At 61.7% G+C, this 24,259-nt stretch carries 18 protein-coding genes and 1 pseudogene; 9 read left to right on the forward strand and 10 right to left on the reverse strand.

Features of this window, described 5'->3' with window-relative positions:
* Positions 1 to 75: 75 nt before the first annotated feature.
* Complete coding sequence (locus ACFWYE_RS28100) at positions 76 to 1,272, reverse strand: NAD(P)/FAD-dependent oxidoreductase (protein WP_379115374.1); 1,197 nt, start codon at positions 1,270 to 1,272, stop codon at positions 76 to 78.
* A gap of 102 nt (positions 1,273 to 1,374) precedes the next feature.
* Here ACFWYE_RS28100 and ACFWYE_RS28105 point away from each other — a divergent pair, with 102 nt between their 5' ends.
* Positions 1,375 to 2,052, forward strand: a complete 678-nt coding sequence (locus tag ACFWYE_RS28105) for a GntR family transcriptional regulator (RefSeq protein ID WP_379067142.1) — start codon at positions 1,375 to 1,377, stop codon at positions 2,050 to 2,052.
* A gap of 3 nt (positions 2,053 to 2,055) precedes the next feature.
* On the opposite strand, the gene ACFWYE_RS28110 is transcribed toward ACFWYE_RS28105, so the two are convergent.
* Together ACFWYE_RS28110 and ACFWYE_RS28115 are read right to left on the reverse strand one after the other, a co-directional pair.
* Entirely contained in the window at positions 2,056 to 2,529 is a 474-nt protein-coding gene (locus tag ACFWYE_RS28110) for a hypothetical protein (protein WP_379072923.1), read from the reverse strand.
* 55 nt (positions 2,530 to 2,584) lie between these two features.
* Positions 2,585 to 3,193 (reverse strand): CGNR zinc finger domain-containing protein, encoded by a 609-nt coding sequence (locus ACFWYE_RS28115; RefSeq protein WP_379115375.1) that lies wholly within the window; start codon positions 3,191 to 3,193, stop codon positions 2,585 to 2,587.
* A gap of 92 nt (positions 3,194 to 3,285) precedes the next feature.
* Between ACFWYE_RS28115 and ACFWYE_RS28120 the strand changes: the two genes are divergently transcribed.
* The 3 genes from ACFWYE_RS28120 to ACFWYE_RS28130 all read left to right on the forward strand — a co-directional run bounded on the left by ACFWYE_RS28120 (position 3,286) and on the right by ACFWYE_RS28130 (position 6,739).
* Positions 3,286 to 4,191 carry a branched-chain amino acid ABC transporter permease gene (locus ACFWYE_RS28120; protein WP_379115376.1) on the forward strand — a complete coding sequence of 302 codons (906 nt, stop codon included), beginning with the start codon at positions 3,286 to 3,288 and terminating at the stop codon, positions 4,189 to 4,191.
* 185 nt (positions 4,192 to 4,376) lie between these two features.
* Positions 4,377 to 4,961 (forward strand): TRAP transporter small permease subunit, encoded by a 585-nt coding sequence (locus ACFWYE_RS28125; RefSeq protein WP_379115377.1) that lies wholly within the window; start codon positions 4,377 to 4,379, stop codon positions 4,959 to 4,961.
* On the forward strand, positions 4,958 to 6,739 hold the full coding sequence (locus tag ACFWYE_RS28130) for a TRAP transporter large permease subunit (protein ID WP_379115378.1): 1,782 nt from the start codon (positions 4,958 to 4,960) through the stop codon (positions 6,737 to 6,739). Before ACFWYE_RS28125 ends, ACFWYE_RS28130 begins: the two co-directional genes overlap by 4 nt.
* Positions 6,740 to 6,814: 75 nt before the next feature.
* Here ACFWYE_RS28130 and ACFWYE_RS28135 read toward each other — a convergent pair whose 3' ends face one another.
* Entirely contained in the window at positions 6,815 to 7,924 is a 1,110-nt protein-coding gene (locus ACFWYE_RS28135; RefSeq protein WP_379067134.1) for a TRAP transporter substrate-binding protein, read from the reverse strand.
* A gap of 288 nt (positions 7,925 to 8,212) precedes the next feature.
* On the opposite strand from ACFWYE_RS28135, the gene ACFWYE_RS28140 reads away from it, so the two are divergent.
* Positions 8,213 to 8,986: a gamma-glutamyl-gamma-aminobutyrate hydrolase family protein gene (locus ACFWYE_RS28140; RefSeq protein ID WP_379115379.1), complete on the forward strand. Its 774-nt coding sequence runs from the start codon at positions 8,213 to 8,215 to the stop codon at positions 8,984 to 8,986.
* 153 nt (positions 8,987 to 9,139) lie between these two features.
* On the forward strand, positions 9,140 to 9,982 hold the full coding sequence (locus ACFWYE_RS28145; RefSeq protein WP_379115380.1) for a hypothetical protein: 843 nt from the start codon (positions 9,140 to 9,142) through the stop codon (positions 9,980 to 9,982).
* 11 nt (positions 9,983 to 9,993) lie between these two features.
* On the opposite strand, the gene fghA is transcribed toward ACFWYE_RS28145, so the two are convergent.
* The 4 genes from fghA to ACFWYE_RS28165 form a co-directional block, all read right to left on the reverse strand.
* A complete protein-coding gene (gene fghA, locus ACFWYE_RS28150; RefSeq protein ID WP_379115381.1) occupies positions 9,994 to 10,830 on the reverse strand; it encodes an S-formylglutathione hydrolase in 837 nt (278 codons plus the stop codon).
* A gap of 89 nt (positions 10,831 to 10,919) precedes the next feature.
* Positions 10,920 to 12,047 carry an S-(hydroxymethyl)glutathione dehydrogenase/class III alcohol dehydrogenase gene (locus ACFWYE_RS28155; protein WP_379067126.1) on the reverse strand — a complete coding sequence of 376 codons (1,128 nt, stop codon included), beginning with the start codon at positions 12,045 to 12,047 and terminating at the stop codon, positions 10,920 to 10,922.
* Between the two features lie 263 nt (positions 12,048 to 12,310).
* A complete protein-coding gene (locus ACFWYE_RS28160) occupies positions 12,311 to 14,797 on the reverse strand; it encodes a heavy metal translocating P-type ATPase (RefSeq protein WP_379115395.1) in 2,487 nt (828 codons plus the stop codon).
* A 359-nt stretch (positions 14,798 to 15,156) separates the two neighbouring features.
* A complete protein-coding gene (locus tag ACFWYE_RS28165; protein ID WP_379067124.1) occupies positions 15,157 to 15,783 on the reverse strand; it encodes a TetR/AcrR family transcriptional regulator in 627 nt (208 codons plus the stop codon).
* A 107-nt stretch (positions 15,784 to 15,890) separates the two neighbouring features.
* Between ACFWYE_RS28165 and ACFWYE_RS28170 the strand changes: the two genes are divergently transcribed.
* From ACFWYE_RS28170 to ACFWYE_RS28180, 3 genes are read left to right on the forward strand one after another with little or no spacing between them, the layout of a single operon-like run.
* On the forward strand, positions 15,891 to 16,190 hold the full coding sequence (locus ACFWYE_RS28170; protein ID WP_379115382.1) for a hypothetical protein: 300 nt from the start codon (positions 15,891 to 15,893) through the stop codon (positions 16,188 to 16,190).
* Between the two features lie 2 nt (positions 16,191 to 16,192).
* Positions 16,193 to 19,381, forward strand: a complete 3,189-nt coding sequence (locus tag ACFWYE_RS28175; RefSeq protein WP_379115396.1) for an efflux RND transporter permease subunit — start codon at positions 16,193 to 16,195, stop codon at positions 19,379 to 19,381.
* A 12-nt stretch (positions 19,382 to 19,393) separates the two neighbouring features.
* Entirely contained in the window at positions 19,394 to 20,560 is a 1,167-nt protein-coding gene (locus ACFWYE_RS28180; RefSeq protein ID WP_379115383.1) for an efflux RND transporter periplasmic adaptor subunit, read from the forward strand.
* Positions 20,561 to 20,661: 101 nt separating this feature from the next.
* Here ACFWYE_RS28180 and ACFWYE_RS28185 read toward each other — a convergent pair.
* Positions 20,662 to 22,376, reverse strand: a pseudogene (locus tag ACFWYE_RS28185) (APC family permease).
* Positions 22,377 to 22,475: 99 nt separating this feature from the next.
* Positions 22,476 to 24,185, reverse strand: a complete 1,710-nt coding sequence (locus ACFWYE_RS28190) for an APC family permease (RefSeq protein WP_379115384.1) — start codon at positions 24,183 to 24,185, stop codon at positions 22,476 to 22,478.
* Positions 24,186 to 24,259: the final 74 nt, after the last annotated feature.

Genomic DNA, 24,259 nt, shown 5'->3' on the forward strand with positions numbered 1-24,259 from the left:
ACGTCAATTCAATTCGGCTGCATCAGGGCGAACTTCGACGTCCACCGTGACATCGCCAATCGCAAGCAGCGGTGCCTACCAGCCGGCAAAGCGCTGCGGCCTGAGCCAGGATTGCTGTGGATTGCCATCTGCGGAAAGCACCGCATCGATCAGCCAGCGTGCGGTCGCAGGCGCCGCGTGCATGCCGATGGATCCCATGCCGCCATGCACATAAAGGCCGTCGACTGGCGTACGCCCGGCCACAGGCAATCCATCAGACAACATCGGCCGGTTGCCCGGATAGACATTCTTCACCACAGGCGACCCAAGTCCCGGGATCATCCTGAGAGCCCGGGCGGCGATACGGCTGGGCATATCGGTGTTGCGCAGCAGATCCCGGAAGGCCGGCTGAACAGATGCGCCCAGACGTGCGTCGCCCCCTCGCATCGGATTGAGACAGATCGCCTCGATGCCAGGCCTGTCGTCGTTCCGGGCAGCAACGTCCGCCAGGCCTGCCAGCGACAGGCGGCCCAACTCGTCCTGATCGGGCCAGGTCAATTCCTCCACGATCCAGGGCAGTTCAAAATCCAGCTTGCCGAACTGGATCAGCCAGCCACGCCCCGCGGTGAACGGAAGGCCTGGCAGTGGGCCGTCTCCGACCGTCCGGCGCAGCATGTCGGACATCCACAGACCATTGGCGATGAAGACCATATCGGCGGCAACGACACCATCGTCGGTGAGCACGCCTTGCACCCTGCCGCCGCGGGAGATGATCTGCGCGACACGCAGGCCGGTCCGGAAACGCCCTCCGGCGAGACGGGCTGCATGGGCAAAGGCGTGGGTGGCTCCCATCGGCTCAAGCGTCCACGCCCGTTCGACAAAATAGCCACCGGCAACCCTGAAGCCGAGCCGGGGATAGTCGCTCGCCAACTCCGCGCCCTTCACCTTCTCCATGCCGACACCGGCATCACGATAGCGCTGCGCAATGGCACCGGCCTCCTCGAGGCTGGCATCGTCTTCCGAGATCAGCAGGTGGCCGATCCGGCCGAACTCGAACGGAACCGCACCGTCGGCAAGCTCGCCATAGACTTCGACACTCTTGTCGAGCATCTCGACCACGCAGCGCTGTGGTCCCGACAGCAGCGTGCCGGTGTTTCGTCCGGATGACTCCGCGGCGATCGACCCCTGCTCGATCACCGTGACGCCAATTCCCCGCCGGGCCAATTCATACGCCAGCGTGCAGCCGGCGATGCCGCCACCAATGACAACCGCTTCCGTCGTTCGCTTTGTCAACTTCTCCTCCATTCGTATTCTCGTATACGAGTATACAGATTCGATTTGACGAACAAGAGGCTTTGCGGCACGACACTGGCTTCACACTTCCGGGACAGTTGCATGGACAGACAGGGCAAGATTGGCGAAGGCAGGAGCGTCAGGCCGCAAACGGCCGCGGATGGCGTGACGGCAATCCTGCGTGAGGCCATTGCCACCGGCACCTTGGCGCCAGGCGCCGCGTTGCGGCAGGATGAGCTCGCCAGGGAATTCGGCGTCAGCCGGATGCCGGTTCGAGACGCACTGCGCTACCTCGAAGCCGAAGGTCTTGTTGCCATTCATCCGACACGGGGCGCCGTGGTCGCGGCCATGAATGCGACCGATATCAGCGAGCTTTACGCGCTGCGTGAGCTGCTCGAAGGGGAAGCGCTAAAGCTCTCAATGCAAAGGCAGAATCCCGACAGCCTGCGCCATGCGGCCAGTGTGATCGAACAGCTTGACCGGGAAACCGATGTCGGCCGCTGGGGACAACTCAACCGGGAATTCCATCTGGCGCTCTACCGCGACTGCGGCAACCGGCGCCTGCTGGACCTGATTGAAGCGCAACATACCGCCTCCGACCGCTACGTTCGCATCGTGCTGTCCAATCTGGACTATCGCGAGCGGTCGCAGGACGAGCACCGCGCCATGCTGTTCGCATGCATGCAAGGCGACAGACAGGCGGCGGTGGGTCACCTGACCCGGCATTTCCGCGACGCCTGCGCAGCGCTGCTTGACTACATGGCTTCTCGCGAGCGCTAGAGACTAGGCTTTTGGGCAGACCGGTTTTTCCGCACCGGGAAGCCTACCGTCCGGATGATCCTTCAATTCCGGGTTCAGCTCATAGACTGGTCCGGTCACCAGAGGCCGGTCCGGCAGCACGCTCTGGTCCTCGCTCGAGATGAGCGTGGTCTGCAATGCCTGCAAAAGCTTGCCGTTCGGATCCTCGATCCGGATGGAGACACCATAAGGTTTGTCTTTCACCACACATGTCAGCGCCGGACTGGTCAGCGTGATGTGCCGCATCTTCGGCCAGACAGGCTGCTTCACCACAAAGGGGGCGCCACCGGCAGGGTTCTCGAAACTTGCAACCGCGACCTGTCCGTCTTCCATTGGGCGCAGCGGGTTGAGTGTCACGACGTAGGTGGCGCGCGCCAGCCGATAGTTGAATTCGAAAAGGCGTCCGGACACTTCGAAATACTGCCCCTCTTCGGACTGGCGGCAGGCGCCGAGCATCATCGCAGCCAGAAGGCCTGTGCCCAGGGCAAGTGTGCGCCAGTCGGCTACGTTTCCTCTAGCCACGCCCGATCTCCCGCGCTTCCTTGCGACGCCGGTAATGGCGGCTGGCCTTGCGACGATTTCCGCACACCGCCATGTCGCACCAGAGCCGGCTGGAATTGCGGCTGCGGTCCACGAACAACCAGCGGCAATTGGCGCAGATCCGAAGACGGCGCGTCGTGTCGCCGCCCAGTAGCGACAAGGCGGAGACGGCCAGAGCGGCTTCGAAGGCGATTGGTGTTTCGGGATCACCAAATGGCCGTGATGGATCTCCAATCTTCCCCTGCACAGCAGCAACACCTTTGGAACAGGCCTTCAGAAAATCGGACAGATGGCTGCTTTCATAGGTGCCATCCTGGACGACTTCGCGGAACAGGCGATCGGTTGTCTCGCGGATCTCCAGCACCAGCGGTGCGATCCGCGCCGGTTCACCGGCCTCCAGACGTCGTCCGCCCAATTCCGCGACCCGGAACGCACTGGCTGCATCCGCGAACCGTGCGATCTCGGACCAGTCCTCAAATCGATCGAAACCGTGATCGGGATCGCCGCGCAGAACAACCGTGTTGGCCGTATCGAGCGCAAGCACGCCACCCGCAAAGCGATGCTGGATCCAGGAAACCGTCATGCCACAAATCTAACCAGTAATATGCATTTGACAAGTTAGAATCAGAAAGGCAGCCTGCCAATACCTCGGATTGTCCCTGGCCGGTGGCTGGCATGCTCTACTTCCTCCAGCAGGTCCTGAACGGACTGCACTCGGGCGCGCTCTATGCGCTCCTTGCCTTCGGCTACGCGCTGACCAACGGCATCCTGCACCGGACCAACCTCGCTTATGGCGCACTCTTTGCATTCTGCGGACAGACGATGATCCTCGCCGCAGTCTTCGGCTATCAGATCCTGTGGCTGACCTTGCCGGCCACCATCCTGTTCGCGGCAGCTTTGACGTTCGCCTATGCCGCAGCCGCCAGCCATCTGCTGGCGCGATCGCTGTTCGAGCCGCTTGCGGAAAACTCGCCCAACACGATCGCGGCTGCGACGCTGGGGGTGGCGCTGGTCATGACCGAGCTTGCCCGCATCGCGGCCAACACACATGACGTGTGGCTGCCGCCGATGCTGGGCACGCCCGTCGTCTTCGCCGACGCCGGGGGCTTCAAGGCGACGCTGACGGTCATCCAGCTTTTGAACTGCACTCTCGTTGTGCTCGTCTTGATTGCGGGATCGTTCGTCCTTGGCCGATCGCGCTACGGCCGGTTGTGGCGCGCCGTCTCCGACGATCCGCATGCCGCTGCCATGTGCGGAGCCGATGTCCGCAGGGTTTTCCGTACTGCGGTCGTGGCTGGCGGGCTTTGCGCGGCACTGGCCGGGATACTCGCGGCCCTCTACTATGGCAATCTCGGCTTCGGTGCCGGCCTGATCTACGGCCTGAAGGTCCTCTTCATCACCGCTGTGGGTGGCTACCTCTCCCCCACCAGAGCCGCGACAGGAGCCGCGGCCTATGGTTTGGCCGAATCGTTGTGGACCGGATATTTCACGGTCGAATGGCGCGACGCCTGGATGTTTCTCTTCCTGGTTGCAGTCCTGGTCCTCGTCGGAGCCGGGCGCGACAACCGCCGGACCGTCTGATTTCATTAAACTTTCGTCGCATGTTTCGGCTTGCGGCTTGCGAAAGTTGGGGGCTGGAATAATTCCAGCCCTCCGACGCTTCTGGGCTGTGTTGACCCACGGACCAGACGCGGCATACCGTTGGTCCAAGCAGGCGCGGCGCAAAAATGGGGAGCGGCACGCCCTGCCCGTCAGGGAGGTTTTGTATGGAAGGGCTTCTGGCTCTGTCCCGGGGCATTGATCGCCTCAACGAATTCATCGGAAAATGGGTTTCATGGCTGATCCTGGTGTCGATCCTGGTCAGCGCCGGCAACGCCATCATCCGTAAGCTTTTCGACGTGTCGTCGAATGCCTGGCTCGAGTTACAATGGTATCTGTTCGGCGCGGCCTTCATGCTGGCAGCCGCCTATACGCTCAAGCAGAACGAACACATCCGCATCGACATCGTCTACGGCATGTGGTCACGCCGCGTTCAGCATTGGATCGACCTGATCGGCCATCTCTTCTTCCTGATGCCGTTCGTGCTGCTGATGGTCTACATGTTCGTGCCCTATACCCTCCACTCCTTCCAGTCAGGTGAGGGTTCCACGAATTCCGGCGGCCTCATCGTCTGGCCGGCCAAGGCCATCCTGCTGGCAGGCTTTTCTCTTCTGGCACTGCAGGGCATTTCGGAGATCATCAAGAAGATCGCCATCATGCGCGGCGACCTTGAAGACCCCAATCCATTCGTCTCGGCGCACGAGCAGGCGGAACTCGAAGGCAAGGCGCTGGCTGAAGAGGTGCGCTCGTGATCGCCTTCATCGCGCAGAACATGGCGCCGATCATGTTCGCCTCACTGATCGTCTTTCTGCTGTTCGGTTACCCTGTTGCCTTTTCACTGGCTGCAAGCGGCCTTCTCTTCTTCGCCATCGGCGTGGAACTGGCGCCGTTCTCCGGTGGTTCGATCAACCTGTCCTGGCCACTGCTCTGGGCTTTGCCCGAGAATTTCTACGGCAACCGGGTGATGTCGAACGATGTGCTGCTGGCCATCCCGTTCTTCACCTTCATGGGCATCGTGCTGGAACGTTCCGGCATGGCGGAGGATCTGCTCGACACGGTCGGGCAACTGTTCGGTCCGATCCGCGGCGGCCTGGCCTACGCCGTCATCTTTGTCGGCGCCCTGCTCGCAGCCACCACCGGCGTGGTCGCTGCCTCGGTCATCGCAATGGGCCTGATTTCGCTGCCGATCATGCTGCGCTATGGTTACGACCGGCGCGTCGCATCCGGTGTCATCGCCGCATCCGGCACGCTGGCGCAGATCATTCCACCTTCGCTGGTGCTGATCGTGCTCGCCGACCAGCTCGGCCGTTCGGTAGGCGACATGTATGCCGGCGCGCTGATCCCCGGTCTCGTGCTGACCGGGCTCTACATGCTCTACATCCTGGTAATGTCGATCATCCGGCCGAATTCGATGCCGGCGCTGCCTGAGGAGGCACGCACGCTCGGAAAAGGTGTGCTGTCCCTGATCGTCGCGCTGCTGGCAGCTGGCATCATCGGCTATGCTGCCTACCGTTACCTCGAACCAACCCACGGCACCAACGCGGATATTCTTGGCGCCACCATCGCGGTTGTCGTGATCTATGTTGTAGCCGTTGCCGACAAGGCACTGAGCCTCAATGTGATGTCCAGGCTGGCGCAGCAGGTGGTGATCGTGCTGATCCCACCGCTGGCGCTTATTTTCCTGGTGTTGGGCACCATCTTCCTCGGCATCGCCACGCCGACGGAAGGCGGCGCAATGGGCGCCGTCGGCGCGCTGGTCATGGCCGGCTTCAAGAGGCGACTGACCCTGGATGTCATCAAACAAGCGCTCGCATCGACAACCAGGCTGTCATCCTTCGTGCTGTTCATCCTGATCGGTGCCCGCGTCTTCTCGCTGACCTTCTATGGCGTGAACGGCCATCTGTGGGTCGAACACCTGCTGGTCTCGCTACCCGGCGGTGAGCTCGGCTTCCTGATCGTCGTCAACATTCTTGTCTTCGTGCTGGCCTTCTTCCTCGACTTCTTCGAGCTGGCCTTCATCATCGTGCCGTTGCTGGCACCCGCGGCAGACAAGCTCGGCATCGACCTCGTCTGGTTCGGTGTGCTGCTCGGCGTCAACATGCAGACGTCCTTCATGCATCCACCTTTCGGTTTCGCGCTGTTCTACCTGCGCTCGGTGGCGGCTCGTGTGCCCTATCTCGACCGTATTACCGGCAAGCAGATTGCGCCGGTCACGACCGGCCAGATCTATTGGGGTGCGGTTCCATTCGTCTGTATCCAGGTGCTGATGATCGCCCTCACCATCGCCTTCCCGCAAATGGTCATGCACTACAAGGGAAAAACCGTCGATCCGAGCACGATCGAGATCCAGGTCCCCGAACTGCCTGGCATGGGCCTGCCCCCGCTCGGCGCGCCAGGCAGGGGATCAACACCGGCACAACCTGCCACCCCGGGCACGGACCTGTCACAGCCGCCGAGCTTCGGCGGCGACCAGCCAGCGCAGCCGGCACCTTCGGCACCGGATCTTTCGAAGCCTCCCAGCTTCAACTGATCCAGCGACCAACTGAACACCAACAAAAAAGCCCGGAGCGTCGCTCCGGGCTTTTTTTTCCTAAGGTTACGCTGATCAGAGCTTGTTGCCGCGCTGCTGGATCATCATGAAGGTGTCGTAGTTGTATTCAGCGACCTGCGCCCAGAGATAATGCTCCTTGCGGAAGCCCTTGATCGATTCCCAGATCTTCTTGAAATCGGCATTGCCGGCCTCGATCTCGGCATAGACCTCGTTGGCCTTCTCGAAGCAGGCCGCCAGGATTTCCTGGCTGAACGGCCGCAGCTTGGCGCCGGATGCGACCAGCGACTTCACGGCGCCGGGATTCACATAGTCGTACTTCTGCAGCATGTTGGCGTCGGCCGCCTGCGCTGCCGTATGAACCAGCGACTTGTAGTTTGCCGGCAGTTCCTCGAACTTCGCCTTGTTGAACAGCAGATGGACGGTCGGGCCGCCCTCCCACCAGCCGGGATAATAATAATAGGGCGCCACTTTCTGGAAGCCGAGCTTCTCGTCATCGTAGGGGCCGACCCATTCGGCCGCGTCGATGGTGCCCTTCTCGAGCGCCGGGTAGATGTCGCCGCCGGCGATCTGCTGCGGCACGACGCCCAGCTTCTCGACCACCTTGCCGGCAAACCCGCCGATGCGCATCTTCAGGCCCTTGAGATCGGCAACCGTGTTGATCTCCTTGCGGAACCAGCCACCCATCTGCACGCCGGTGTTGCCGCCTGGCAGGCCATAGAGGCCTTGCTTGCCAAGGAACTCGTTGAACAGCGCGATGCCGCCGCCATGGTAATGCCAGGCATTCATGCCGCGCGCGTTGAGCGCGAACGGCACGGCCGCTCCCAGCGCCCAGGTCGGGTTCTTGCCCCAGTAATAATAAGCTACTGTATGGGCGGCTTCGACGGTTCCAGCCGCTGCAGCGTCTGCGGCCTGAAGTCCGGGAACAAGTTCGCCCGAAGCAAAGACCTGTACGGTGAAATTACCGTCGGTCGCCTCCGAAACCATTTTGGAGAACACTTCGGCACCGCCGTAGATCGTATCCAGCGACTTCGGGAAGGACGAGGTCAGGCGCCAGGTCACTTTCGGATTGGATTGGGCGATAGCCGGAGCCGCGAGCGTCGTGGCGACGGCCGCCGCTCCCGCACCGGTAACACCGGCTTTGCGGATGAACGAACGACGATCCATGAAGTTCCTCCCTTTTTTGGATCAACGGGCAATATGAAAATAAAGAAGATTTCCCCGATTTCGGCGGGTTGTACCGGGCAAGACAATACACGCCGTTCCCATCGTGTCCAGCGAGCGGCGGGGGCTGTGGAGCAGCCTTTTCCAAGCTCTGCGACTATAGTCTAACGAGCGGATCGTGCATGGCTTGCATGTCTTGGTGAAGCCATAAACTTGTCGTGGAAAAGCGCCTCGGCATCGCCTATTTTATAGGCATTCCAGTCTTGGACCCTAACGGAACCCGTAGCCAAAATGCAGCAGCCGCTCGTCGCAGTCTCGACCGATGTCCGCCAGTTCGACAACTACACCTGGCATGCAGCACCCCGGCAATATCTGGAGGCGGCTATCGCCGGCGCCGGTGTGTTTCCGGTCCTGGTTCCTTCCTTCGGCGATCGGCTCGATCTCGACGAGCTGCTGTCGTCGGTCGACGGCGTGATGATGACCGGCTCCAAGTCGAATGTGCACCCCTCGCTCTATGGCGGCGACGCCAGCGAAGCCAACGGCCCCTATGACCCCGACCGCGATGCGACGACTTTGCCGCTTATCCGCAAGGCGATCGAACGTGGCGTGCCGCTGCTGGCCATCTGCCGCGGCATCCAGGAAATGAACGTCGCGCTCGGAGGCTCGCTCGCAACCGAGATCCAGGAGCGTGAAGGTTCGCTCGATCATCGGGCGCCCGTTTCGGACAATCAGGACGAACGCTTCGCCATCCGCCAGAGCGTCAGCATCAAGCCGGGTTCGTGCCTGGCCGGTGTCTTCGGCGCCGGCGACGTCATGGTGAACTCCGTGCACCGCCAGGCTGTCGGTCGGCTCGGGGCGAAGCTGCAGGTCGAGGCGGTGGCAACCGATGGCACCGTCGAGGCCGTGTCCGTGCGCGATTCCCGCTCGTTTGCCGTAGGCGTGCAGTGGCACCCGGAATACTGGGTGAAAAGCGATAGCGTCTCACAGCGCGTCTTCAAGGCCTTCGGCGATGCCGTGCGTGCGCATGCCGCCGCCCGGGCTGCGACGCGTGCCGCTGCCGAGTAGCTTTCCGGATTACCAACCGCACCCGCATTGCGGGTGCGGTGGTTAGGTGGTTACCCCGCGACCAGATCAGCCTCCGCCAGTCGGCTCGAATGCGATTTCCATCGCATTCTATTTTTCGGTTCGCTAAAGTAGAACCGGGGTTGAGGGTGACTGGTGGCATTCAACGCGAAAGAAATTGCCGGACATCCGGCCTTGCATCGTATTGTTCGCAGCCAGGCGAAAGCACTGTTGGCTGCCTATCAAAGTTCACCCCGGCTCTCTTCGGTGTTCGCCACGCAGCAGCGCTGGCTGATGGCGCATGCTGGACTGGCTCTCTACTTTCGCCAAGGCGCGATAACGACCGCGCGTTTCCTTCAACTGATCGAACTGCATTCCGTAGCAAGCAAGAATACGGCCGATGCCTTCATGAAGGAAATGCAGCAATACAACTACGTCGAATCTCTTCCGGACAATACCGACCGCCGATCGAATCCGCTGCGTCCAACCCCCCAGGCATTGGAAACACTGGCTGCCTGGGCGATGGTCCATCTCACGACGTTGGATGGCTTTGACGGTGGCCGGCGGCTGGCAACTTTTGCCGCCAGACCAGACGCGCTCGCCCGTCTGGAACCTCTGATCGCCGATGGTTTGCTCACCTCGGAGCCGGTGCGCACTCCAGAAAAGACCTTTTCGCTGTTCACCTGGCTGAACAATGGCGGCGTGGTCATGGAATGGTTGATTTCGAGTGTCGATCCAGCCCTCGCCAGCCAGGACCACATTCCGACCGGCGTTTTCTCGGTTGGCGAATTCGCCAATCTGTTGAAGCTCTCCCGCACCCATCTGGCGCGCAAGCTGCGCGAGGCTGAAGCCCTTGGCAGCATTGGCTGGCTAGGGAAGCGCGGCAACTCCACAATGTGGGTATCGCGCGACTTCTATCGTGAATACATGGACGCACAGGCCGTGAAGCTGGCCATTATCGACCAGGCCTATGAAGACAGCCTGACCGACATTGCATGATCGCGCGAGGCCTAGCTGGCCAGCCTCGCCGCATGCCACTTCAAATGATCATCCATGAAGGTCGAGATGAAGTTGTAGGAATGGTCGTAGCCATCCTGCATGCGCAGTTCCAGCAGAACTCCGGCCTTCTTGCAGGCATCCTCCAGCAACCAAGGCCGCAGGCCTTCGTCGAGAAAACCGTCAGCCATACCCTGGTCGACCAGGAATTCCGGAAACCGCTCACCATCCTTGAGCAACAGCGTGGCATCATAGGCACGCCAGGCGTTCTCGTCGGCCCCGAGATACTTCTCCAGCGCCGGCTTCGACCAGCCGGCGGTCGTCGGTTGCACGATCGGTGCGAAAGCCGAGCAACTCCGGAAGCGATCGGCGTTCCTGAGCGCAATGGTCAGCGCGCCGTGGCCGCCCATCGAGTGGCCGAAGATTCCCTGCCGCGCCATGTCTGCCGGGAAGTTCCGCGCGATCAACGCCGGCAATTCTTCAGCGACATAGGAATACATGCGATAATTCCTGGCAAAGGGCTCCTGCGTGGCATCGACATAGAAGCCGGCACCCAGGCCGAACTGCCAGTTGTCTTTCTCGTCTGGCACGCCCTCGCCGCGCGGGCTGGTGTCCGGGCAAACGATCATCAAGCCGAGTTCGGCCGCCATCCGCCGATATTCGCCCTTGTCCATGACGTTTGCATGGGTGCAGGTGAGACCCGACAGATACCAGAGCACCGGAACAGGGCGATCCTTCGCCCGCGGCGGAACGAACACGGCAAAGGTCATGTCGCACGCGCAAGCGTCCGAGGCATGCGAATAGACGCCCTGGATACCACCATGCGACTTTGACGTGGAAACGGTCTTCATCGGCCCTGTCTCAATCAACGTATCTGGAAATATGCGTGAAGGGCGCCCGACATAATGCCGAGCGACCCGATGTGATGATGCCGAAGCGATCAGTAGACGACCACGCTGCGGATGCTCTTGCCTTCATGCATGAGATCAAAGCCCTTGTTGATCTCCTCGAGCTTCAGCGTGTGGGTGATCATCGGATCGATCTCGATCTTGCCGTCCATGTACCAGTCGACGATCTTCGGCACGTCGGTGCGGCCACGAGCCCCGCCGAAGGCCGTGCCCATCCAGGTGCGCCCCGTCACCAGCTGGAACGGACGGGTCGAAATCTCCTGGCCTGCACCGGCGACGCCGATGACGACAGACTTGCCCCAGCCGCGGTGCGCTGCCTCAAGCGCCTGGCGCATCACCTTCACGCTGCCCGTGCAGTCGAAGGTGTAGTCGGCGCCGCCGATCTGGTCGGCGCCACGCTTGGTCAGGTTGACCAGGTAAGGCACGATGTCGCCGTCGATCTCTTTCGGATTGACGAAATGCGTCATGCCGAAACGCTCGCCCCAGGCCTTCTTGTCGTTGTTCAGATCGACACCGATGATCATGTCGGCGCCAGCCAGCTTCAGGCCCTGGATGACATTGAGCCCGATGCCACCAAGCCCGAAGACGACCGCGGTCGCGCCCTCCTCCACCTTGGCGGTGTTGATGACGGCGCCGATGCCGGTGGTCACGCCGCAGCCGATGTAGCAGATCTTGTCGAACGGTGCGTTCGGATTGACCTTGGCCAGCGCGATCTCGGGCAGCACGGTGAAATTGGAGAAGGTCGAGCAGCCCATGTAGTGGAAGATCTTGTCCTTGCCGATCGAGAAGCGCGAAGTGCCGTCCGGCATCAGACCCTGACCCTGGGTCGCGCGGATCGCGGTGCACAGATTGGTCTTGCGCGACAGGCATGACGGACAGGAGCGGCATTCCGGCGTATACAGCGGAATGACATGGTCGCCCTTCTTCAGGCTGGTCACCCCCTTGCCGACATCGACGACGACGCCCGCGCCTTCATGGCCGAGGATCGCCGGAAAGATGCCTTCCGGGTCGGCGCCGGAGAGCGTGAATTCGTCAGTGTGGCAGATGCCGGTTGCCTTCACCTCTACCAGCACCTCGCCTTCGCGCGGCCCTTCCAGGTCCACCTCCATGATCTCAAGCGGCTTGCCTGCGGCAACTGCAACGGCGGCGCGGGTTTTCATGCTTCTTCTCTCCAACAGGCTTTTGGCCGGACTTGCGTCCGACGGACTCGGTCGCACCGGACGACATTCCAGGGCTCAAGCTAAGGTCCTCGCGCACCGGAAGCGGTCGTATCAGCGACGCATCATCCCACGGATACGAAGACCGATCCGCCAGACGAGCACTGTTGATTGTTAGCGGAGCATGGATGACAGGGCCAGCCCGTCAGACACAGCCGGCATAGACAATTGGTGGGAGCCTCCCACCAATTGTCTTGCTGCCCGGATTACAGGCGGGCCGTTGCCAGCGGTGCGCGGAAGCGCTTCAGCCGCAGCGCATTGCTCAGCACGAAGACACTGGACAAAGCCATGGCCCCGGCAGCCAGCATCGGCGACAGCAAGGTCCCGTTCACGGGATAAAGCAGCCCCGCCGCCACCGGCACCAGCGCAGCGTTGTATCCAAATGCCCAGAACAGGTTCTGGCGGATGTTGCGAATGGTCGCCTTGGACAGGGCAAGGGCATTGGCAACACCGACGAGGTCGCCCGACATCAGCACGACATCCGCACTTTCAATGGCGATGTCCGTGCCGGTGCCGATGGCGATACCGACATCGGCGGCAGCCAGCGCCGGCGCATCATTGATGCCGTCACCCACGAAGGCAACTCGGACACCACCACAGGCTAGCCGTCGTATCGCCTCGACCTTGCCATCTGGCAGCACCTCGGCAACCACCTCATCGATGCCGATCTGCCGGGCGATCGCCTTGGCCGTGTGACGGTTGTCGCCGGTCACCATCACGACTTTCAAGCCGAGTGCCTGCAGCGCCTGGATAGCCGCCGGTGTCGACGGCTTGATGGGATCGGCGACTGCGATGATCGCGGCAAGCTCATCGTCGATGGCAGCATAGAGCGGGCTCTTGCCCTCTCCCGCCAACCGCTCGACCACCGGCGCGAAAGCCGAGACGTCGAGGCCAAGCCGCGCCATCAGCCGATCGGCACCAACTTCCACCTGCCGATTTCCGATCCAGGCCCGCGCCCCGAAACCGGGAATGGCTTCGAAGTCGTTGGCTGCCGCAAGCGTCAGGCCCCGTTTTTCGGCGGCCCTCACGATCGCCTCGGCAACCGGATGTTCCGAGCGGGTTTCGACGGCGGCAACGAGGGCAAGAACCTCGGCCTCCTCGAAACCATCCGCGACGATGAAGTCAGTGAGTTCAGGCCGGCCTTCGGTCAAGGTGCCGGTCTTGTCCAATGCGATGACCGACGCATCACGCAATGTCTGCAGCGCATCGCCCTTGCGGAAAAGCACGCCCATCTCCGCCGCGCGGCCGGTGCCGACCATGATCGAGGTCGGAGTCGCCAGCCCCATGGCGCATGGGCAGGCAATGATCAGCACCGCGACCGCATTGACCAGTGCGAACGACAATGCCGGATCCGGCCCGAAGAAATACCAGACGCCGAAGGTAGCGAGCGCGGCAGCGATCACTGCCGGCACGAACCAGGCCGTCACCCTGTCGACCAGCGCCTGGATCGGCAGCTTGGCGCCCTGCGCGGTCTCGACCATGCGGATGATCTGCGCCAGCAGCGTTTCGGAACCCACCTTGGTGGCGTGGAACGAGAAACTGCCGGTCTTGTTGATGGTGCCTCCCACCACCTCGGCGCCGATGCCCTTGGACACTGGTACCGGCTCGCCGGTGATCATGGCTTCGTCGACAAAGGAAGAGCCTTCGACGATCTCGCCGTCGACGGCGATCTTTTCGCCAGGGCGTACCACCACGATGTCGCCGGCGCGTACATCCTGCAGCGGCACCTCGACGGCAGCACCATTCCGCATCACGCGCGCCGTCTTGGCCTGCAGCCCAACCAGTTTCTTGATCGCTTCGCCCGTTCGCCCCTTCGCACGAGCCTCGAGAAACCGGCCGAGCAGGATCAGCGTCACGATGACGGCTGCGGCCTCGTAATAGACATTGGCTGTGCCTGTCGGCAGTATTCGCGGCAGAAAGGTTGCGACCACCGAATAGGCCCAGGCGGCACCGGCCCCCAGCGCCACCAGCGCATTCATGTCGGGCGCCCCCCTGAGCAAGGCCGGCACGCCCTTGGCGAAGAAACGCAAACCAGGTCCGAACAGCACCAGCGTGGTCAGGACGAACTGCAACCGCCAGTTCCAGACACCGAACGTGCCCATCACCCAGTGATGAAAGGCAGGTACCAGATGCGAACCCATTTCCAGCACGAAGATCGGCAGGGTGAAGACGAGCGCCACAGCCAAGGCCCGTTGCAGGGAAGCGATTTCCGAGGCGCGACGGTCGACCTCCCGACCGTCGGCTGCTTCGGAGACAACAAGCCGCGCTTCGTAGCCCGCTGCATGCACTGCCGCTTCGACGGCGGATATCGTCGCCGCGCCGGCGACGATCGTCACCGTCGCCCGTTCGGTCGCAAGGTTGACGCTGGCATTGGTAACACCGGACACCGCCTTCAGCGCACGCTCGATGCGTGCCACGCAGGAGGCACATGTCATGCCTTTGATCGTGAACTCGATCGTCTCGCTACGTGCCTGATAGCCAGCTCCTGTCACCGCGGCCAGAACCGGAGCGAGATCCGGTTTACCCGAAAAAGCCACCTCGGCACGTTCCGTCGCCAGATTGACGCTGGCAGATGCAACGCCAGGTGCGGCCGCAATGGCTTTTTCCACGCGCCCGACACAGGAGGCGCAGGTCATGCCTTCGATACCGAGTTGAAAGATTGTGCCGGCCTTCGGCGTGGCGGCAGGGAACATTTTCGGGGCAACGGCGTTCATGGCTGCAACTCTCTTCTTGAGTGGTTGCCCAGGGAGATAAAGCTTCCAGTCATGGGAAGGTCAAGGGGCTTCGCGACCGATGACATCGCAGAAGCAATGGCCTTTGTCGCCTGCAAAAAAAGCGCTTGACCTTACCATGACGGGAAGGTGCAGATCGTAAAGCCTGAGTTTGATGAGCACGCCAAAGCCACTGCTGCAGCGCAGTTGCAGCAACACTATTGGCCAGAAGGAACAAGGGCGACATGGCCGACGAACACAGCCGGATTTCGGTATCGCAGCACGGCCTCGGTCCCTGGCGACGCGCCTGGATGTCGCAGGAAGAACCGACCGCTGACCGATCAGGCCTTGTCGCCGAGACCACCCACGGTGGCGATGACTTCCTCGGCCATGCGCTTGAAACGAGCGCTGGGGCCTTCCTGCCCTTCGCTCTGGCGGCTGATCCGCGCACCTTCCAGCAGCAACCCCAGCATATCGGCGGCCAGTTCGGGCTGATCGAGTCCGGCACGGGCACAGAGCTTGGCCAGATAGTTGCGGTGGTTCTTCTTGACCTCTTCGATCACCCGTTTGGCCGGATGATTGTCATCGGCCAGCTCGACGGCCGTGTTGGCCATCTCGCAACCGCGCCAGTCGTCGCTGATGCATCCGGCGGCATTCTGGATCCAGGCGTGCAACTGCGCCTTCGGATCACCGGGATGCTGGTGCTCCAGCTCATCCCACTTCAGATAGGATTCCTTGGCGGCGCGCTGCAGACATTCGACGATGAGATCGTCCTTGGAAGCAAAATGACGATACAGCGTCATCTTGTTGGTGCCGGCAGCCTCGGTGATCGCTTCAATACCCACGCCGCGTACGCCGTGCTGGTGAAACATCTCCCGCGCGGTGGTCACGATGCGCTCCCGTGGGCGCGCACTCACACGATCGTTATGATCACTATTGTCAGCAGTCTGAAAAATTTGATCGCTCATGGCTTGACGTCGGTGTTACCGGTCAGTAACTATCTGGCTGTTACCGAGCGGTAACATTTCATAATACCCCCGTCAAGGTCGACCATAGGCCAAGCCGGACAAGAATGATGGAACAGGGTGAAGGCCGCAAACACGGTCTTCGCCGAGCGCTTTTTTATTGCCTGGATCAGCCGGGAGACGAAATGATGGCATCCTATTCGAAGGCCCTGACCATTGATCAACTGCTGAACGACCCGATGACGCTTGCCGTCATGCGGGCTGATCGCGTCGATCCAGCTTCGTTGAAAGCCCTGCTTGTCCTCACCGCCGCGCGTCTGCGCGACGCCGACGACCACCCCAATTTGCCAAGAACCGATCCCGCATTCCTCCCAAGGGATCCCCTTGCCACTACTCGAAAAGCCGTTTGAACATGGTCAATTTCTTTCTCCAGAGACCGATCTTCGCCTCGGCGATCGCCATCATCATGGTGCTCGCCGGGCTGATCGCCTATTATCTTTTGCCGGTTGCGCAGTTCCCCAACATCGCGCCTCCCCAGGTCGTCGTCAGTGCCGTTTATCCCGGCGCGAGCTCCCAGGTTGTCGCCGATACGGTGACGACCCCGCTCGAACAGTCGATCAACGGCGTCGAAGGCATGACCTACATGTCCTCGGCAAGCTCGAATGACGGCTCCGCGCGCATCACCGTCACCTTCGACGTCGGCTATCCGCTCGATATCGCTGCAATGGACGTCCAGAACCGTGTTTCGCAGGCAGCTTCCTCCCTGCCGGCCATCGTCAACCAGGCCGGTGTCACCGTCAAGAAACAGAATCCGAGCTTCGTGCTGATCGTGAACCTGACCTCGCCAGACGGCTCGGTCGATCCGGTAGCACTGAGCAACTATGCCTACCTGCAGGTCGCGGATCCGCTGAAACGCGTTCCCGGCGTCGGCGATGTGCAGATCTTCGGCGAGCGCCGCTATTCGATGCGCGTCTGGCTCGACCCGGACAAGTTGGCCAATCTCGGCATCACCGCTGTCGACGTGCAGAACGCCGTCGCCGAGCAGAACGTGCAGGTTGCAGCCGGCAAGATCGGCCAGTCGCCGGCGCCGGCAGGCACTGCTTTCGAAATGCAGGTCAACGCCACCGGCCGTCTCTCCGACCCCAAGGAATTCGGCAACATCGTCGTACGGGCCAATTCGACCAGCGGCTCGCTGGTGCGCCTGAAGGACGTCGCGCGCATCGAACTGGGGTCGCTGCTCTACAATTCGTCGACCTATGCCAACGACAAACCGACCGTGGTTATCGCGACCTTCCAGATGCCGGGCTCCAATGCGCTGGAGCTGAAGAAGAACATCGAAGCCAAGATGAAGGAACTGTCGGCTCGCTTCCCGAAGGGTATCGAGTACACGATCTTCTACGATACGACCAAGTTCGTGTCGGCTGCCATGGAAGACGTGGTCAAGACCTTGCTCGAAGCGCTGATCCTGGTCGTGGCCGTCGTCTTCATCTTCCTGCAGAACTGGCGCACCACACTTATCCCGATCATCGCCATCCCGGTCTCCCTGATCGCGACCATGGTGGTGATGCTGGCGCTGGGTTTCTCGCTCAACATGCTTTCGCTTCTCGGCATGGTGCTCGCCATCGGCCTCGTGGTCGATGACGCCATCGTCGTGGTCGAAAACGTCGAACGCCAGCTCGAAGCCGGCCATCCCCCGCTTGAAGCAGCCCGACTGGCGATGAAGGAAGTCACCGGCCCGATCATTGCGACCACAGCAGTGCTGATGGCTGTGTTCATTCCTGTCGCCTTCATTCCGGGCGTCACCGGCCAGCTCTACAACCAGTTCGCCTTGACTGTCGCGATCTCTGTCGGCATCTCGGCGTTCAACTCGCTGACGCTGTCACCTGCCCTGTCGGCAGCCTTCCTGCGCCATCGGCCGCCATCGACGTTTTTCCTCTATCGCTGGTTCAACGACGGCTTCACCTGGCTGTCGCACGCCTATTCGGAAGCAGTGCGTGGTTTCATCAAGTTGCGCTGGCTGATGATGGGGGTGTTTGTCGCGCTGATTGCCGCAACGTATCTCGTCTCGACACGCATTCCGTCGGCCTTCCTGCCGGTGGAGGACCAGGGCTATTTCTTCAACATTGTGCAACTGCCTGACGGCGCTTCACTGGAGCGCACCGACGCGGTTGCCAAGAAAGTTCGCGACACGGTGCTGGCCACACCCGGCGTCGAGTATGCCATCACGATTGCAGGCTTCAATTTCCTGACCTTTGCCAACCAGTCGAACTCGGCAGCGGTGTTTGCGATCCTCAAACCTTGGGAGGAACGCAAGGGACCGGGCTTGAGCGCAACGGAGATCGTCAATTCCGTACGTCCGAAGTTGTTCGGCATGCCCGATGGACTGGCGCTGGCATTTGAACCGCCGTCCATCCAGGGTCTCGGCACGACCGGAGGCTTTGAATTTCAGGTCGAAGATCTGGCTGGCCATGGTGCCAATGCCGTCAACGACGCGACCCAGGCATTGCTCGCAGAAGCCCGCAAGCAGCCGGAACTCAACCCGCAGACGCTGTTCAGCACATTCTCGACATCGACGCCGCAGTTCAACTTCGACCTCGATCGCAACAAGGCAAAGCTGCTTGGCCTTGCCCTGCCGGATGTGTTCAACACACTGCAGATCTACCTCGGCTCGCTCTATGTGAATGACTTCAACATGTTCGGCCGTACCTTCCGTGTCACCATGCAGGCGGACAAGGCGGCACGCGCCGAAGCCGCCGATCTGAGCAAACTTTATGTGCGGAACAACACCGGTCAGATGGTGCCGTTGTCGACGCTCGGCACGATGAAATCCATTGTCGGGCCGGAGACGGTGACACACTACAACAACTACGGTTCCGCCCTCATCAACGGCAACGCAGCGCCCGGTTTCTCTTCGGGTCAGGCGATCGAGGCGATGCAAAGGGCGGCCGCGACCGCACTCCCGAACGACTTCGGCTTTGAATGGACCGGCATCACCTTCCAGGAATTGAAGGCAGGTTCTGTTGCGATCTTCGTCTTCGCGCTCGCCATCGTCTTCGTGTTCCTGATCCTGGCGGCGCAGTATGAGAGCTGGTCGATGCCGTTCATGGTCATCCTGTCGGTGCCGACCGCCTTGTTCGGAGCGTTGCTGGCGATTTGGCTGCGCGGCATGCAGATGGACGTCTATTCGCAGATCGGCTTCGTCATGCTGATCGGCCTGGCCGCCAAGAACGCGATCCTGATCGTCGAGTTCGCCAAGCATCTGCGCGAACAGGGCATGAGCATCGTCGAAGCAGCCATGGAAGCCGGCCGCCTGCGCCTGCGCCCGATCCTGATGACCGCCTTTGCCTTCATCCTCGGCGTCGTACCGCTGATGCTGGCGACGGGTGCCGGTGCTGCCAGCCGTCAGTCGCTGGGGACCGCCGTATTCGGCGGCATGCTGGCGGCCACCATCCTGACGCTCGCCTTCGTTCCCGTCTTCTACGCCATCATCGAACAGTGGCGGGAAGGCAAGGCCGGCGCGAAAGCCGAACATACCGAAACATCCCATGCGCCGCATGGTGGCGAGCAACCCTCGCCGACCCATGTCCCGGCGGCAGAATAACGGAGCCAGTCCATGCGTATCTGGAAAATCACCACAGCCGTCGCCGTCATCACCGCGGCGGCAGCCTATGTCCACTTCAACGGCGAGCCCGCCTTTCTGAACGGCCTTATCAGCAAGCCGGCCGATGCGGCAGCTCCCGCACAAGCCATGCAGGCGATGCCGGTGCCAGTAGCCACGGTCGTGAAGAAGACCTTGCCGGTCTATCTCGACTACACCGCGCGCGCCGAGGCCATCCGCAGCGTCGCGCTGCAGGCCAAGGTCTCCGGCTACATCCTCGAGCAGGCCGCGGAGGACGGCGTCGACGTCAAGAAGGGCGATACCCTCTACCGCATCGATCCGCGTGACTATCAGGTGGCGCTCGATCAGGTGAAGGCTCAGGCCCAGCGCAACCAGGCATCACTCAGCTATACCAAGGCGAGCCTGACCCGCGGCAACGACCTGATCAAGACCGGTTTCTTGTCCAAGGACGGTTTCGATCAGCGCAGCAGCACCATGCAGCAGGGCGAAGCAACTGTGGCCGCAGACAACGCGGCGATCCAGGCGGCCGAAATCAATCTCGGCTACACCACGATCAGGGCTCCCTTTGACGGTCGCCTCGGCCGCAACCAGGCACCTGTCGGTACCCTCGTCAATGTCGGCGGCACCTCGCTGAACACGCTGGTCCAGGTCAGCCCGATCTACATCACCTTTACGCCGAGCGAGGGCGATCTGGCGCTCATCCAGAAGGCAAAGGCCAGCGGACCGATCGTTACCGAGGTGACCATCCCCGGCGACAAGACGCCGCCGCGCAAGGGCGAGCTCACCTTCATCGACAACAGGATCGATGCCGCGACTGGAACCATTGTGGCGCGTGCCACCATCGGCAATGACGATCGATCGCTGCTGCCAGGCCAGTATGTGAACATCCGCCTGCAGATCGGCGAAACCCCGAACACCTTGCTTGTGCCGCAGATCGCGCTCGGTTCCAACCAGCTCGGCAAGTTTGTCTATGTCATCGACGAAGGCAACAAGGTTGGAATGCGGTTGGTCGAACTCGGTCAGACCGAAGGCGAACTGATCGCCATCACCAAGGGCATCACTGAAAACGACAAGATCATCAGTGGCAATCTTCAGAAGATCGGGCCGGGCATGCCGGTAAACCCCCAAACGGCAAGCCCGACTCCGCCCCCGGCGTCCTGACCATCAGGGCACCGGAATGGTCCAGCCGGTCACTGCGGTGACCGGCTGGACTTTTTTTGTCGGCTCGAAACGCGGGCGGGATCTATCGTCCCGGACGTTCCTCAGATGACGAAAAACCAGTTGGCGACCAGCACGACAGCCAATCCGGCAATGAGTGTCAGATAAGGCAGGATACCGGCCTTGCGAACCTTGAGGTCGTCCTGGGAGATGCCGAGATCGTCGAGCATATGTTCCGGGAACTTGCCACCGTCCTGAATGTAGTGGCGGAAGCAGAATACCGGAATGATCAAAGCGGCGGCGATGAAACCGGCCCACAATGCCCATGGGTTCCAGACCTTGGCGCCGGCGCCCATGAAGATGGCATTGACGTAGGAAAGCAGGCCGCCGACCGCGATCAGCAGGGTCGGCGCCCGCCACGGCCGATGGATATGGCCATTGTCGATGCGATGGATCCAGCCCGAATTCAGGTTCAGGAAGTTGAAGATGATGTAGCCGCAGTTCGACACGGCCAGCACGAAGAAGAAGCTGGTTGCATCGGCGGCGGCAACGGCCAACAGGAAGACGTTGAAGATCAGGTCGGTCCACATCGCCCGCGTCGGCGCGCCATGTTCATTGGTGTGGTTAAGGTAGCGCGGCAGCCAGCCGTCGACCGAACCCTGGTAAAGCGTGCGCGATGAGCCTGCCATTGCGGTCATGATCGACAGCATCAGCGCCAGGATCATCAACATCACCATGATCGAGGTGACGAACCCTGCCCCGCCGACCATTTGCGCCATTGCCTCCGCAACACCTGAGCCGTCGACGATTGGCGTCGCCAGCATGCCGTTGAGCCCCAGGACGCCCTGGAAAGTGAACGGCACCAGCGTGTAGAGCGCGAGGCACAGCAGGCCCGAATAGAAGATCGCCCGCACGGTGTCGCGGCCCGGATTCTTGAATTCGCTGGTGTAGCAGATCGCAGTCTCGAAGGCATATGCCGACCAGGCGGCGATGAACATTCCGCCCAGCACCAGCGTCCAGCCGGCGACGTTCCACGAACCCGGCTCCGGCGCATAGGCGGCGGCCAGCGGCACCAGTGGCGAGTAGTTCGCCCAGTTGATCTGACCGGTGATGGTCGGCACGACACCGACGATCAGCATCGGAATGATGACCACGAGGCCGATGAACTTCTGGACGCTGGCAGTGCCCAGAATGCCGCGATGCTGGATCGCGAAAGTCACCAGCATCAGGATGACGCCGATGAAGAAGACGGAGTTGAGCGAGAAGCTCACCGGTCCGAGCGTGCCGTGGAACAGCGTCCAACTGCGGATGGCGGGAGTCCCTGCAGCCGTCAGAGCGGCAATGGCGTCGGCCGCGGCTTTGCCGGCATTGGCCGGGTCCGCCAGCCATGCCACCACTTCCGGCGAAGTATCGCTGAAGCCGGGGATCGGCGCCAGGGCGTTGAGAATATAGGCCGCAGCGATCGAACAGCCGAGCGAGAGCACCGGCGTCCAGGCGAGCCAGTTGCACCACACCGACAGCGGCGCGATGAATTTCGAGTAGCGCAGCCATGCCGTGGCGCCATACACCGAAGCACCGCCCGACTTCGAAGGGAACAGGCGATCTCGGCATAGGTGAAGGACTGGATCAGGCCGAGAATGATGGACGCCGTCCAGATCAGATAGGCTGGCGTGCCCACGGTGCCGGCAATGCCACCGATTGAAAACAGCACCAGCGCTGGCACGCCGCTGGCCACCCAGAAGGCGCCACGCCAGTCGATGGTGCGATGAAGTTGGCCGTCTCCGGCGTGAGTTGGAGCAGCAGCAGTCGTTATCGTCATTGTTCGGCTTCCCCTCGGGCTCTGTCGAGCGCATCCCCTTGTTTTATGGAGAACCCCGCGCAGCCGATCGGCCGCGCGGGATCAATGGTCAGTCCATGATCAGAACACGAAGTACCAGTTGGCGATCAGCACCACGATCAGTCCGGCGATCAGCGTCAGGTAAGGCAGGATGCCGGCCTTGCGCTCGCGCAGATTGCTCTCGGTCATGCCGAGATCGTCCAGCATGTGATCCGGGAATTTGCCGCCGTCCTGGATGTAGTGACGGAAGCAGAACACCGGGATGATGAGGGCGACGGTGGCAAGCCCCGCCCATAGCGCCATCGGGTTCCACACCTTGGCGCCGGCGCCCATGAACACGGCATTGACGAAGGCGAAGATGGTGCCTGCCGCCAGCAGCCAGGTCGGCGCGCGCCATGGCCGCTTGATGTGCCCATTGTCGATGCGGTGGATCCAGCCGGCGTTCAGGTTGAGGAAGTTGAAGATGATGTAGCCGCAATTGGCGACGGCCAGGATGAAGAAGAAGCTCGTCGCATCAGCCGAGGCTATTGCCAGAACGCCTAGGTTGACGATCAGGTCCGTCCACATCGCCCGCGTCGGCGCGCCATGTTCGTTGACATGGCTGAGATAGCGCGGCAGCCAGCCGTCGACGGCACCCTGATAGAGCGTGCGCGAGGTACCGGCCATTGCAGTCATGATCGACAACAACAGGGCCAGGATCATCAGCATGATCAACAGCGTCTTGATGAGGCCCCCACCACCGACCATCGAGGCCAGCGCGTCCGCGACACCGGAGCCGTCGACGATCGGTGTCGCCAGCATTCCGCTCAGGCCGAGGACACCCTGGAACGTGAACGGCACCAGGATGAACAGCAGGATGCAGAGCAGGCCCGAATAGAAGATCGCCTTGAACGTATCCGTTTCCGGGTTCTTGAACTCGCGTGTGTAGCAGACGGCGGTTTCGAAGCCATAGGTCGACCAGGCCGCGATGAACATGCCGCCCAGCACCAGGGTCCAGCCGGCGACGTTCCATGAGCCCGGTTCGGGCGCATAGGCTGCGGCCAGCGGCACGAAGGGCGAATAATTGGCCCAGTTCACCTGGCCGGTCAGGATCGGCGCGATGCCGACGATCAGCAACGGAATGATGACCAGCAGGCCGATGACCTTCTGCACATTGGCCGTGCTGAGGATGCCGCGATGCTGGATTGCGAATGTGCACAGCATCAGCACGGCACCGATCCAGAACGTCGCGTTGAGGGAGAACGATACCGGGCCAAGGGAGTGGGTGTAGAGGGTCCAGGTGCGGATCGTCGGCGTCGCCGCGGCGGTTACAGCCGCGATCGCGTCGGCAGCACTGGTTCCCGCGTTCGCGGCCAGATAGGCGACCACCTCGGGCGAGGTTTCGGTGAAACCCGGGATCGGCGCCAGAGCATTGAGGATGTAGGCTGCCGCGATCGAGCAACCGAGCGACAGCACCGGGGTCCAGGCAAACCAGTTGCACCATACCGACAGCGGCGCGATGAACTTCGAGTAGCGCAGCCAGGCAGTGGCGCCGTAGACCGACGCGCCGCCCGACTTGTTGGGGAACAGCCCGGCGATTTCGGCATAGGTGAAAGACTGGATGAAGCCCATCAGGATGGACACCGTCCAGATGGCGAAGGCGATGTTGCCGCCGACGCCGGCAATGCCGCCGATCGAAAACAGCACCAGAGGCGGCACACCGCTGGCAACCCAGAATGCGCCGCGCCAGTCGATGGTTCGGTGCAGGTTCCCACTGGCTTCGGCCACGTAGGTTTCATCCATGGCACTCATGGCTTGGTTCCCCATTGTTGACAGTCTCGTCACCGATATCGGGACGATAAAACAGGCACTGCGGTTTTCCGCTT

Source organism: Mesorhizobium sp. NPDC059025, assembly GCF_042739655.1.
Classification (GTDB): Bacteria; Pseudomonadota; Alphaproteobacteria; order Rhizobiales; family Rhizobiaceae; genus Mesorhizobium.